At 66.7% G+C, this 13275-nt stretch carries 9 protein-coding genes; 3 read left to right on the top strand and 6 right to left on the bottom strand.

Annotation, left to right across the window (positions count from 1 at the left end; genetic code table 11):
* Positions 1-116: 116 nt before the first annotated feature.
* The 3 genes from ABS52_07845 to ABS52_07835 all read left to right on the top strand — a co-directional run bounded on the left by ABS52_07845 (position 117) and on the right by ABS52_07835 (position 2914).
* Positions 117-1409 carry a hypothetical protein gene (locus ABS52_07845; GenBank protein ID ODT03831.1) on the top strand — a complete coding sequence of 431 codons (1293 nt, stop codon included), beginning with the start codon at positions 117-119 and terminating at the stop codon, positions 1407-1409.
* Positions 1406-2215: a hypothetical protein gene (locus ABS52_07840; GenBank protein ODT03830.1), complete on the top strand. Its 810-nt coding sequence runs from the start codon at positions 1406-1408 to the stop codon at positions 2213-2215. Before ABS52_07845 ends, ABS52_07840 begins: the two co-directional genes overlap by 4 nt.
* 72 nt (positions 2216-2287) lie before the next feature.
* Positions 2288-2914 (top strand): transposase, encoded by a 627-nt coding sequence (locus tag ABS52_07835; protein ID ODT03829.1) that lies wholly within the window; start codon positions 2288-2290, stop codon positions 2912-2914.
* Positions 2915-3594: 680 nt separating this feature from the next.
* Here ABS52_07835 and ABS52_07830 read toward each other — a convergent pair.
* From ABS52_07830 to ABS52_07805, 6 genes are all read right to left on the bottom strand, one after another.
* Positions 3595-4392 (bottom strand): hypothetical protein, encoded by a 798-nt coding sequence (locus ABS52_07830; GenBank protein ODT03828.1) that lies wholly within the window; start codon positions 4390-4392, stop codon positions 3595-3597.
* Between the two features lie 1856 nt (positions 4393-6248).
* Positions 6249-6842: a hypothetical protein gene (locus tag ABS52_07825; GenBank protein ID ODT03827.1), complete on the bottom strand. Its 594-nt coding sequence runs from the start codon at positions 6840-6842 to the stop codon at positions 6249-6251.
* Positions 6839-8518, bottom strand: a complete 1680-nt coding sequence (locus ABS52_07820; GenBank protein ID ODT03826.1) for a hypothetical protein — start codon at positions 8516-8518, stop codon at positions 6839-6841. Before ABS52_07820 ends, ABS52_07825 begins: the two co-directional genes overlap by 4 nt.
* A complete protein-coding gene (locus ABS52_07815; GenBank protein ID ODT03825.1) occupies positions 8511-10919 on the bottom strand; it encodes a hypothetical protein in 2409 nt (802 codons plus the stop codon). The genes ABS52_07820 and ABS52_07815 overlap by 8 nt, the downstream gene beginning before the upstream one ends.
* Positions 10916-12655, bottom strand: coding sequence for a hypothetical protein (locus ABS52_07810; GenBank protein ID ODT03824.1), 1740 nt, complete (start codon positions 12653-12655; stop codon positions 10916-10918). Before ABS52_07810 ends, ABS52_07815 begins: the two co-directional genes overlap by 4 nt.
* On the bottom strand, positions 12652-13269 hold the full coding sequence (locus ABS52_07805) for a hypothetical protein (GenBank protein ID ODT03823.1): 618 nt from the start codon (positions 13267-13269) through the stop codon (positions 12652-12654). The genes ABS52_07810 and ABS52_07805 overlap by 4 nt, the downstream gene beginning before the upstream one ends.
* Between the last annotated feature and the right edge of the window lie 6 nt (positions 13270-13275).

Genomic DNA, 13275 nt, shown 5'->3' with positions numbered 1-13275 from the left:
TGTACAGGATCACCCATTCTTACGCACTAGCGATCACCCAGATCTACGCACCTGACCTCGCCCGGTGCGGCGCGTGACCGCACCCTTCGCGCACCCTCGTGTGCGCGGAGCCGGGCATGACTGTCTTGCGTCAGGAGCAGATCGAGATGATGGACGAGATGATTCGCGCGGAGCGCGTGACCGGCCGCGAGGCCGCCGCGCTCTTGCAGGTGAGTGAGGGGGCGCTGCGCTACCGCCGGAAGCGGCTGGCCAGCGGGGCCCGGGACCGGCGGGCCGACCAGGCGACGGCGGTCGATGGGTTCGAGCCGGCCATTGCGGCCGTGCTGGACGCGCTGGCCCCGACCGTGCCGGAGGGCCGCCCCGTCTGCGGACGGTTGGTGTTTGAGGCGCTGGTGCGCGACCACGGCTACCCCGGGAGCTACCCGGCGCTGATCCGCTACCTCCGGCGCCAGCGGGGCCGCCCGCCGGTGCGGGCCGTGCGCCGCGTCGAGTTACCGCCCGGGATGCAGGCGCAGCACGACTGGCTGGAGGAGCGGGTCGACCTCGCCGGGAGTGCGGTCCGGGTCTTCGGCTTGTTAGGCACGCTGGCGCACTCGCGGGGCTCGGCGCTCTGGCTCGGGCTCCGCATGACCCAGGTCGCCTGGCAGGCCGGGCATGCGGCGCTCTTCCAGAGCTACGGCGGCGTGCCCCGCGTGGTGCGCATCGACAATCTCAAGACGGCGGTGGCCGCGGGGGGCGGGCCGTCGGCGGTGTTCACGCCGGCCTTCCAGGCGTTCGCGACGTCCTGCGGCTTCACCATCGATCCCTGCCGCGTCCGGACGCCGACGGATAAGGGGAAGGTGGAGCGCCGGGTGCGCGTGGTGCACGCCGCGCTCGCGCCGCTCTTCCGCCAGTCGTGGACCGACCTGACCCCGCTGCAGGCGGCGGTGACCGGCCGCCTCGCCGAGCTGGAGGCGCGGCTCCGCTGTCCGGCGACCGGCACGACCATCGCCGAGGCGCGCCGGGCCGAGCAACGCGCCCTGTTGCCGCTGCCGGTCGTCGGGGAGCCGTTCGATCTGATCGTCGCGCGGCGCGTGCACCGCGATGCGCTCGTCTCGTTCGAGGGGCGGCAGTACTCGGTGCCGTTCGTGTGGGTGGGCCGTGATGTCGAGGTGCTGGGGACGGCCCGGCATGTCGTGGTCCGGGCGGCCGGCGCGGAGGTCGCCCGGCATCCCCGCCATACCGCGGCGCGGCTCGTCCTCGAGCCGACGCACTACGACGGGGCGTCCACGGCCGACGTGCTCGCCCCGCCGCCGCTCGGGCGGCGCGGCCGCTGGCAGGCGGACGCGGGGGCACGACTCCCTGCGCCCCCGATGGTGGCGCGCCCGCTCGAGACCTACGTGGCCCTCATCGACGGAGCGCGCCCATGAGTCCCGCGGCCCCGCTCCCCCTCGATACCCTGGCCCAGCAGCTCACGGCGTTAGGCATGGAGCATGCTGCGAGTGCCTTGCCCGAACTGATCGAGACCGCCGCGCGCGAGCACCTCGATCCGAGCGCGTTCCTCGGCCGCGTCCTGACGCGCCAGCTCGAGCGCAAGGACGAACGCCGGATCGCGACGATGCTCACGCTCTCCGGCCTCCCGAGTGGCAAGACCCTGGAGACGTTCGACTGGGGCTTTCAGCCCAAGGCCGACCGGCGCCAGCTCGACGCGCTCGCCACGTGCAGCTTCGTGCGCGAGCGGCAGAACGTGCTGTTCCTCGGGCCGCCGGGGGTCGGCAAGAGCCACTTGGCCTGTGGCTTGGGCGTCAAGGCGATCAAGAACGGCTTTTCGGTGATGCACGTCGTCCTGGACGACCTGCTGCACGCCCTCAAGGCCGACGCGGCCATCCCCCCGGCGCGCCTCAAGGCCAAGCGCTACCTCAACAGCGCGCTGCTGCTCGTCGACGAAGTCGGCTTCCGGCCGTTGGACCGGATGGAGGCCAACCTGTTCTTCCGCTTGGTCTCGGCGCGCTACGAACGGGCGAGCATCGTCGTCACGACGAACAAGCATGTGCGCGACTGGCCCGAGGTCTTCGCCGGCGACGAGATCCTCACCACGGCGATCCTCGACCGGCTGCTGCACCACGTGCACATCGTCCACATCGACGGGCGCAGCTACCGGCTCCGGGAGCTCGACAAGCTCCTCACCCCACCGCCCGCCGCGTCCCCACCCCCAACCAACCCCCTCAGGAGGTGATGCCCCCAGGAAGTCGAACAAACCCGGTGCGTAAGACTGGGTGATCGCCAACTGCGTAAGAGTGGGTGATCCTTGACAGCCGACGGCCTGGTGGCGCGCCCCCGGCGCCGCTGGGTGCGCACGACGGACAGCCGGCACGGGCCTCGCGTCGCGCCGAACGTGCTCGTCCGGCAGTTCGCCGTGCCGGCCATCGGCGGTGTGAATCGCGTGTGGGGGAGCGACAGCACGTACATCCCGACGCGCGAGGGGTGGCTCTTCCTCGCCATCGTCCTCGATCTCGGCTCGCGGCGCGTGGTGGGCTGGGCCATGCAGGCGACGATGGAAGAGCGGCTCGTGTGCGACGCACTCAGCATGGCCGTGCAGCACCGGCGGCCCCCCGCGGGCCTGCTCCATCACGCGGATCGCGGCCGCGAGTACGCGGGCCGGGCCTATCAGGCGCAACTCGCCACGCACGGCCTGACGAGTAGCATGAGTCGCAAGGGGAACTGTTGGGACAACGCCGTGGCGGAGAGCTTCTTCGCGACGCTCGAACACGAACTCCTCGCCGAGGCGGACTTCGCGTCGCGCGAGGCCGCGCGGCGCGCCATCGTCCCGTTCATCGAGGTGTTGTACAATCGCGAGCGGCTGCACTCGAGCCTCGGCTACGTCAGCCCCGTTGCGTACGAAGTAAACTTGGCGGCGCGAGACAAAGCCGCCTAAACCTTGTGTCCATCGAACCGGGTCAAGTCCAGGATGACCCGTAGGGGACGCGCATGAGATCACAGAGTCGCACGTGTTCCCCGCGTGTGCGGGGATGACCCGACGGCGGCCCACCTGGGCCCCAGCAGGCGCGCGTGTTCCCCGCGCGTGCGGGGATGACCCGCAGCCCCCCACCGGGGTCAGCTCAAGAGCGCCGCGGCCCGAGCGGACGGCGAGGACGCCGCCTCACCCGAGTGTGCAATTCCGGTCGCCAATTCTGTGCAATCTGGGATCGCCGCTAACAGCTGTCGCACGCAGACCCGCCGCAGCGTCTTGCAGGTAGAGGACAGTCGCGTCGCGGCATGGTCAGCCGAGCGTCGATGTCCCCAGCGCATCACGCTCACGAGCCCGCATCTTCGAGGGCTCCCCCACAGGGAGAAATCCCATGTCCAGATGCAGAGGATGTAATGGGAGGGGCGTCGTCCTTTGCCCCGACTGTCTTGGCAAGGGAAAGCGGGACTACGGCAGCTTCTTCACCGTCGATTGGCGGGAGTGCAAGCTCTGCCACGGATCGGGGCAGAAGCGGCGCGGCGCGTGTCATGGGAGGGGGAGTAGCTGAACCCCGACCCCAGCAACTGTCTGGCCCTCCGCCGTCACGTGCGGCACGTGCGGCACGTGCGGCACGTGCGGCACGCGGCTTGTTACCGCGGCGTTGCGGAGGGCATGGCCGATGGCGACCCGCGGCGTTGGCGAACCACCGATCGCTGAACGGGCGCGATGGCGCCGAGCCCCATCGACGTCTTGTATCCGATGCCGGCAAAAAAGCCGAAGTCGAGGAGGAGCTGCGCGGCGCGACGCGCCTCCTCGTCGGTGCGCGCGATCTCGTACTCGCACTCTCCAATGAAGGCGGACTGAATGGAGCGAGGTGCGAGCGGGACCTGAAGAGTGTGCAGTGAGTATCCGGTGATCGTGCACTGGTCGGCGATCCGGATCCCGAGCAAGGGGTCGATCTCCGCTACACCGATCGCGTTCCAGGCGCGGCGCAGGCGCGCGAATAGCAGCGATGGAAGTGGAAGCGGAACGTTCTCCCCCTGATGCCGAAACGTCGTCGGGGTGAGAAAACGAACCGTGGTGCGCACGTCGGGCTTGACTGCCGCGGATTGTTCGTGAAGCCAGAACTCGGACAAGCGCGTCGCTGGCGCGGAAACGGCCGACGGGTGCTCACTGGGGCTGCGGGCGAGCGCATCGACTTGAAAGACTGTCCGACCTAGATGCACGGCTGACGAGCCCAGCTCGGCCAGAACGTCGTCCAGTGCACGACTCAGCTGATCATCGATGCTCGTGATGCGGACGTCGAGCGTCGCTCCCCGCTGAAGGTCGACGGGTTGCGTTCCGTACGCTACACCACCCACCACGGCGACCGTGAACGGTCGGAAGTCCGGCTGGTCGTGGAGGCGCCTGGCCAACGCGGGATCGACGCGGGCGACGGCATTGAACAATGCGGCGTGCAGCAAACGCCCATGTCCGTTTGACCATCGCCCACCGGTCGTGCAGGCGAGACCGACGTACACACTTCTGAAGAGCGGGTCCACGGTGACTCCCGAGCGCTATGGCGTGCGGGGGAGGCCGACGTCGTCGTCGGTCGGGAGGCCAGGTGCGTGAAAGCCCTGCTTCTCGTTGGCAACGAACCAACTAAAGCCCCGGACATTCGGATTGGGGGCATCGACAGTGCGCGGATAGCGAACGGCGAGTCCCACGCGTCCACGAGAAATGGCAAGGTAATCCTTCACGTGCGGCGTCTCCTCAATCTCTCTCACTCCCCAAGCGTCGGCCGTGGCTCTACGGAACTGTTCGACAAGGCTCTCAACTGACTCCGATGTTAGCTCCGTGCCGTTTACTAGCGGACTTGATGCGAGAGATCGATAGCGAGCGCTGAGATCCGTACCGCTGCAGAGAGTCGATCGTGTGAGATTCAACGTCCACTGCGTCGACCCGAACCCCAAAGGCTTTCCGTAGCCCATCGAACGACACACGCTTTGCTTGTGAGTACCGTCGAGAAGCCAAAGGAGCGCGCCGACCTCTGCGCCAGACAGATTCACGACATCGAGGGTGACCTCGAAATGACTGCCGATGTCGATCCAAGAACTGATCGATCGATTGAGGTCAGTACGTCGCGCACCGCCGACACCGGGGGCTACGAACTCCCGAAATCGCTTCGTCTCCGGCTGCCCGTTGCCGTCGCCCGACGACCAATAGTCGTCGGGCAGGTCACGATGAGTCCAGTAGAACTTTCTCCCGGCGAGGCGTTGATGCTTCGAAATTGAGTAGAAGTCCCGGCGGCGCCGTGTGGTAGGAATTGGAAGCGGACGGCCATTAGACATTTCCACGAGCACGAATCGGCCGTACTTGTGCGGCTCGCCGAGAACTGCCAGCGGCACCGGTGACGCTGATAGGTCAAGTATCCTGGCTTGCGACGCATCGACACGGTGAATGCGAAGAGCGCTTCGCCACGCAACCACGTCTCTTACGAAGCCGAAGACACGATCGGCCGGGGAGAAATTATCAGTGGTCTTAGCCTTCTCCAGGCCCTCGGGGAGCAGGTCTCTCGGTGCGCAGCTGTACTGGGCTTTGGCCTTGCCGTCTCGATACGAGAGCCCCTTATCATGCTCGCCAAACACCCGCAACCGCGAGTTCGTGACCGCCTCGTAGTGCGCACTCAACACACCCTTGATCACGCTCCCCGGAAGCACCGGCTTCCCGTCGATCTCGAGCGCGCGGTACTCCTTATGCCCGGGTGGTGCGCCTCGCATCTGCATCCCCTCATCGAGTACCAGCAGCGGCGTCTTGGTCGTGATGGAGAAGCAGAGTCTCCCGGACCAGAGATCCGGGCACCACCGGTTCTGCGGCGCGGGCGGGCCGTCCTTGAGGTCGCCCTTGACGTTGGCTCTGTCCGGAGTGAAGACGAAGGCGTAAGGGTTCAGGAACTTCCCTGCATCGACATCGCTCGGTGAGCGCTCGCAAGCCTTGACATCCGCCTCTCGAAGCCTGGCGGCATGCCGCGCAGCAGATCGTGACTCGCGGCGAGTGTGGAGCTCTTCGTCGGTGGGTTGTTCCGGGGGGAGCCACACCGCGAGCGGCTGATCAGTCGTCCTCGGCGCTGGCTCGTCGAACCATGCACTCACTTCCACCACCCTACTATCGACAACTTCGTCGATCCTCGTTCGGAGTGCCCCGAAAAGAGCTTCCGCGAACAGAGAGACCCTCATGTTCTCTCCCTTGCTGTTACGGAAACGGAGACACCACTGTTCATCCTTGCCGTCGCGGGCCTTCTCAATGGCCGCTGTTTTTACTGGCATCAACGCCTCCCGTGATCACGCGCCATTCCCCGAATGCCACAGAGGCGCTCGGCCGCGACAAATGCGTTCCCGTGCTCAGCGTCCATCGCCACGTACTCCACGCCCTCGATCTGCAAATGCCCCGACTTTGTCGCCTCCGCCGGGAGGTGGATGGCGCGCCAGCGCTCGTCCGAACTCGTCATCCAACCATCATTCTCTGGCGACGGCCTGAACTTTCCCCCGGCGACGAGGTAGGTGCAGGGTATCTGATCGATCGCCTCGATCGGACGCCCCAGCTTCCAGGGTTCTCCGAGCGTCAGCTCGACATTCTCGGTGAGCACGCGGGCGCGCCCTCGCCCGCCAACGGCAGAAGCATCCTGTCTCCATCGCAATTCGGCGTCATTGCGCAGGCATCGTGCCTCGAACACGTGCGACAGGTCGAGCGTCTCACCGAGCATCCCACGCACGGCGCCCCGCTCCAGGGCGCCCACGCGAAACTCAAATGGATCGCTGAGGAACACCACGCCTCGCCCTCCGGTCGCGCCAAAGGCGACGATGGCGTCGCCGAGCGACAGCTGGTCACATTCCCAGATGAGAAGGGTCACCGGATTCACTTATCCCCTCCCACAGCTGTCACGGCTGTCTCACCCTCGCGCCACTCGTTCAGCGCGTCGGACGCACGTATCGCCCACTTGCTCGCCCTCAATCGATCGAACGTGATGTCCTCGAGTACGGCTCCTCCGTCTCCTCCCGGTTCGAGGGCGGGCAGATTCCTGATCGTCACTCTGGCTTCGTCGGCGCTGACCGATCCCATCCCCGCCGTGGTGCTGTGGCCCAGCGGGATCATGCCAGCGCAGAAGTCGCGCACGACATAGCAGAGCAGCGCCAGGGCGGGGCCCAGTTCATCGGGAGCGAGCCGCTGGGCATCGATCTCGATGACGAGCGGCTCCCACGTGACTCCGCGTGGCTCGAGCACGGAGAACAGTGCCCCGTCGAGTGTGCCCGATGTCCATCGATCGATGGCATTGCGTGTGCGCGGATAGAACCCGTCTCGCTGCAGTGTCTCCCGCAGTGCTAGTGATACTCGCATCGTGGGGTCCGGCGGCGCGTCAGGGCCTTCGCCGGTGAGCAGAGCGCGCCACGCCTCGTTGCAGAGCTGCCCGGTGCCGACGACGTCGTTGACCGTGATGGCGCCTCGGCCGTGATGATCCCGTCCATCCGCAGCGACGTCTGCGCCCTGGCCAGCACGCCCGAAGAGTGCCGTCACGATACGAAGCTGATCGAGCGCGTCGACGAACTGCCGCGACGGGTGCGTGTCAGCAGGGAGATCCGGAATCGCGAACAGTGTCCGCACGATACGCTCCGCGTGGGCGCGAAGCGCGCCCTTGATCGAGGTACCTGGGATCACGGACCGGCGTACGAGCGTGCCGTCCGCACCCGCCATCTCCGTGGTCAGCGGCAGCGAGTCGATGGCGATCCCTTCGATCGCGTCCTTCACCATGATCGGGAGTAGCTGCACCCAGGGTACCTCTACGCGAGCGCGCGCCGGAAGCGCAAACATCACATCGTCGGTCGCCCAGTCGAAGTCCCCCAGTGGAACGGTGGGTGTTGAACCTTCGAGTCGGCTCAGCACGCCCTCGCGCGACGACATGTCGACTCGCTCTACCGTGGCCGAGTTCGCATCCAGCTGCACGCGACCCAGCCCGGCGCTCTTGACCGCGCCAAGGAGGATGTCGCCGTTCGCCAGTGCGTCGACGAGGCACTTGAAGTAAGCGCGAAAGGCGGTGCCATCCGCGCGTTGCGGGACCTCGAGCGTGGCCGCGAACCGCACGGCAATGCCGGCGCCGAGCACCGCGCGCGTATACAGAATGCCTGGCGCTGCGGTACCGCTCTCGCGCGAGATCCCGACTCCCGTTCGAACTTCGACGCGTCGACTGGCGACGGGATCCATGAGCGGGTCGCGAAGATGACGCGTCGCGTCTACCGCACGGATGGCCGAGTCGAGTGTCGGGAAGATGAGACCGTCCTCGATGGAGAGATGACTCGCGTGCTCTTGCTCCCCCCACACCCACTGGGTGAGCGCCGAATCGTCGATACCCACACCCACCGCCGGCTTCATCCATGATCGGAAGGCGCCGGCCAGGCTCGTCCCCGGTACCACGAACCGATCCAGCCCGTCGCGCGCCAGCGTCAGGTCGACGTCGGCCTCCGACGCCAATCCGCCGACGTGCAGCGGAGACTGGGCCACCAGCCAACCTCGTACGGTCAGTCGCTCGACGACGTCACGCATCGACACCCCCCGGCTTCGGCCCCTTTCGCTGGCGAATGGCCTGCAGGACGAACGTCTGGAGCGCTTCGACCCACAGTTCGCTCTTGAGCGGCTGCACGGACTCTGCGTCCAACGAGAGGCTCGTCAGGCGCGCATCGTCAAGTCCCAGCGACGACCAGATCGCGTCGCGTTCGCCGATCAAGCGCTGGAGGGTCGAGAGGAGTGCTTCCCAATTCTTGGCTCGCGCAAGCGTATTGGCAATCGCATCGCACCAAGCCTTCAGCACCTCGCGTGCAGCATTCTCGTTGTCCGCGCGCGTGGCATGCGCAAGCACCGTTCGCAGCGCACCGAGCTGCGCGCTGCCTGGTTGCTCGTGTGTGAAGGGCAAGATCGCCGCCGCGATGCCGAGCGGCGGCGCCTTTCCTCTCGCCCGGCCCGCGGCAGACCCTGACGGCACCACAGCGCGGGCCGCTCGATCGATGGCGTCACGCCATGCACGTCGTTCGAGCGCGCGAGAAAGAGCCGTTGGCGCCACTCGCGGTCGCGAGCGCCCCTCTGGGGTGTCGCTCTCGCTTTCCGGCGCAGCGCTTCGCGCCAGTCCCTCCACCTTCGAGGTGAGCATAGGGTCGTTGAAGCGTACTTGACCGAACCCTTCGCCCCGCCGCGCCCCAAGCCCCGAGGCCATGACTCGCGAAAGCCGGTCCGACAGTGTGGTGCGCGTCGCTGCATCGAGGGGCGTTCCGTCCTTGGCGCGCACCGAATACGCCGCGACGCTCCCCGCCGAAATCCCAAGGAGACTCGCGCGTGGCAGCCCCCAGGCCGTCGCCCACGACTCGCGACGCGCCGGCCCCAGCATCGCGTCGCGCCCGTTCGGGTTGCGTTCTGCCGAACGAGGATGAAGTCTCGCGTCCAATGCGTCCTCCAACGCAGCGCGGAGCGCAAGCTCCGAACTGGCGGGAGCGAGCGTATCGTCGTCGAGCAGCAGGTCGCTCACCAGCCAGACGTACAGCTCGTCGTCATCACGCGCGACTGCGCTCAATTCGGAATTGGCAGCATCGACCCGCGTCGCGTTGACCGTGACCGCGCCGTATTCATCCCAGGCGCGTCCAACGCGAATCTGACCATCGATGAACCCTTTGAAGTCGACCTCGTCAGCCATCAGCGATGCGCGGATTCGCAACTGCGCGCGAAGCCGCGTGCCGGGATGCAGCCATTCGTATGTATAGACGCCGCCAACGTCGGCGGTGGGGCGCTGGGCTACCTCGTCGATGACGCTATGCGTGGTGGTACCGATCAGTGGCCGTTGCCACGGGAGAGGGATTCCAGCGTTCCAGCGGCCCACGAACGCACGCGACGGAGCCTCCATCGGTCGTCCGTCGTCGTCATCCTTCTCGAGAAGCCGGTTGCGCAGGCCAGGATAGGCGTCGGGATCCTTCTTGTCCTGCACGAGCGAACGCGGGATGGGACGACCGGCAGTTCCGCCGACGTCCACCGTGGCGTTCGTGACGATGACGTCCCCCCTGCGCGCCGCCGCATCGGTGTCGAGTCCATCAACGGCACGGCGCAACCGCTGCAGGATGGCCGGGAGCAGCAGGCTACCGGGGATATATGGAAGGCACTGGACGATGTTGCCCGCCGCGCGATCCGCGATGACGAGCGGGGTTGTCGCGTCGAGCGTCAGGTCGTAACTGATCCACGCGTCGCCGCTCGATTGCGCCCGGTTGGCACTGGGCTCGAGAACGAACTGCGCACTCGTCTCGCGGATCTTCGGCGGTGGACCCTTGAGGACCGCGATGTCGCCCGGCCGCGCCGCCTCCAGCAGCTCGAGATCGCAACGTCCGGCGCCGCGGCGACGCTTTCCCCCGATGGCCTCCACCCACGTCGCGCCTGCACGGAGCAGCGCCATGGCCGCTGCGGCTTCGCCATCATCCAGTTCGACGAACTCGACGTCACCAACGAGTATAGCGCCCGCCCGCGTCATCTCGATGAACCGAAGCTGCTGGTCCATGGCGCGCCCGGTCCGTTCGTCGATCTCCACCCCCGGCACAACGTGCGTGAGCGTCTCTCTCACCGCGGGCGACGCCACGAGCGCCTGGCGGAACGCATCGTCGAAGCGCGCAGCGCCGATTCGGATGCGTTTCGCGCTGGGCCGCCCGCCCATCCTGCCATGCACGCGCCGGCCAAAGAGCGTCGCCAACCATACCTGCCACGGCGCCCCGTCATTTCCCTCGTCGAGACCCCGGGCAACCACCTCACACGCCTCGCGCCAGACGCCGGTGATGCTCTTTCCCGGCACATACGGCAGGTCGTCCTGCGCGTGACGCAGGACCAGGCGATCCACAGCCTTCGGGCGACCGAAGCCGCTGCCAATGTGCCAGTCGCTGTGAAAGCGAAGCTGATACCGCAGTGACTTGGCGCTCACGGCGCAGCCTCGAACGCCATGGCCGCGGAACTCGAAGCCGAGTCGCTGGAGAGGAACTCTACGGCATCGATGGCATCGAGTGCTCCCGTTCGCCGAATCGATTGTGACGTTCCCGCTGTCACCGCCTCGATAGTCGGTTCCTCCCAATACAGCGGATGCCGATCGTCGGCAGCGTGGCTGTCCCCGAGGTCGGCGACCCCCGAGACGCCATGTCGCGCTTTCAAGATGCTGAAGCGCTCGCTGGCGTCGGCGACCCCTCGAAACATGGCCTCGCGCAACTGCTGGACCTGCGCCGAGGGGAGGGCCGCCTGTCCCGTCGCGAGGCGCCCTGTTTCGATGAGATTGACACGACGGCGAAGCTGCTCGACATCGTGACGGTCTGCCCACAAGCGCTGTTCTTCATTCAGCGTCGTGATCAGGGCCGCTGAATGCACGACGTACGGCTTTGCGGTGAGCAGCGTTTCGCCGGTGTGCAGACGCTTCCTGATCGCGTCGAGCTCGGAAATGCTCGAGTCATAGAGTATGTGGAAATCAAGCGACGACGCTGGGATGCCGAGGTAATGCTTGGCACTCTTCGCAGACTTGGTCAGCCCGCTGGCCAAGTCGTGAGCCGAAGCGAATGGAAAGTGCGGCTTGACGATCGCGATGCCCGCAGATGCGGTAATTCTTTGCGACGTACCATTGGTGTGCTTCTTCACTACCTCTTGAATGCAAAGCCGCGCTGCGGCGTCCTCGCTTGCCTCATGGGCGTCCGAGGCAAAGCCCTCGAACCAACGCAGGTAGCTGATCGCGAAGTCGAGGGCTCGTTCTCCATCGCAGAGCACGGTAAGATCATCGCCGCCGAGCACCAGGGGGAGGATCATCCGATTGTCCGGGTTGCCCCATGTCTCTCGCACGGCCCGTTCGAAGGCCCAGTGCGTGCAGCGATCGACGGCGTCGGAGAAGTCGCGTGGTTGATCGAGCGTGCGAAAGATTTCACCGAGTGAGTTGCCGTCGGCGTGGACAACAGCAACCCATGCAGCACGCTCGACTGCGTCGCCATCCGTCTCGACGTGTTCGCGGTCGCCATCGTCCTGCGGGGGGGCGTCATCCTCTGCGTCGTCGTAGTCGTTGTCGACCTGCGTCGACGCTAGCCACGGAACGATCCTGGTGGCGAGCGCCTCTTCGTCAACACCGATACTCGCGGCCAGCCGCCTGTAGGCGCCCCCAAGCACCGCTTCGAGCTTGGCGGCGGAAGCCGCGGACCGAGGCTGGGGACCTCCACCCACGGGGACGATTCGTGCCGCCGGCATCCCACTCGAACTGCACCGTTCCACCAAAGGCAGTTGCAGAAAGCGGTGTTCAGGGCCGGGCCGACGCGCGCGCGCATCCTGAAACTCGCGATGCACCGCGCGTGACGAGTTGGAGATGCCGTTCGGTGCGTCGGCGTCGAACTCGCGGATCACCCCGGCCACGTCCAGCCCCGGCGCCTCGCGAAGTGCCGCGAGGGTCACGTCGCGCACGATGTCGCGGGCCGCGCCTCTGTCATCGATGTGCAACAGGATCTTGCCGGCGGCGACGATCAAGGTCTTCACGTCGTAGCCGTGCGCTTCCGCGCGCTCGATGGCGTCGTGCCCCCATACGCGCCCCACGCGCTCGATTAGGTCGGACGACCCGACGTTCTCGCGGCGCTTGTCGGTGGCGAAGATATAGCGCTGGTTTCCCGAGGACTCGATGAGCACCATGTAGCGCTTCATTCCGCGACCGTCGCGTCGAGGTCCGGTTCCTCGGGCAGCGTCACGCGGAAGACGTAGTACTCGTCGCCGCTCGGTGCGGTGAGGTGCGCTTCGCCGTGCAGGTTGGCTGTCCCCGAAGCGTCTGTACGACCCTCCCAACTGGTGCGCGTCGCGTCGTCCGCGGTCGCGAGCCTGAGCAGCGTGACCTTGGCGTCGGCAACCGGGGCGGGAGGATCGTTGCCCAGCGCCAGCGTTGCGGCGATTACTCCTCGCGCTACATATACCTTGAGCCGGTAGCCGCTCGAGTCCAGCAGTTCCACCGGTGCCGCGACGCTGGTCGAACTCGAGGCGAGCGCCAGCGTTTCCGGAACGAAGGGCGCACTCCTCGGCCGGAACTCCAGAACGACAGCCTCGTCCTCCGTATGGATCACGCCTGCGTGCTGAAGCGCGGCGCCGATTTCGAGCACGTACCGGGAGACGCGGCGATCGTTCGTCATCGCTTCTATCAGGGCGCGAAGGCGAACGCCGTCCAGCCCCCCGAACCAGTAGTCGACGACGTCGGCGACGAGCTGTTCGTCATTCAGGTCGTGCCGCCTGCGGTGTTGCCGCGCCACGTGTTCAAGCGCCGCCGACACATTGAA

It is taken from the genome of Gemmatimonadetes bacterium SCN 70-22 (assembly GCA_001724275.1).
Lineage (GTDB): Bacteria > Gemmatimonadota > Gemmatimonadetes > Gemmatimonadales > Gemmatimonadaceae > SCN-70-22.
This window is presented reverse-complemented; position numbering and strand designations above follow the sequence as displayed.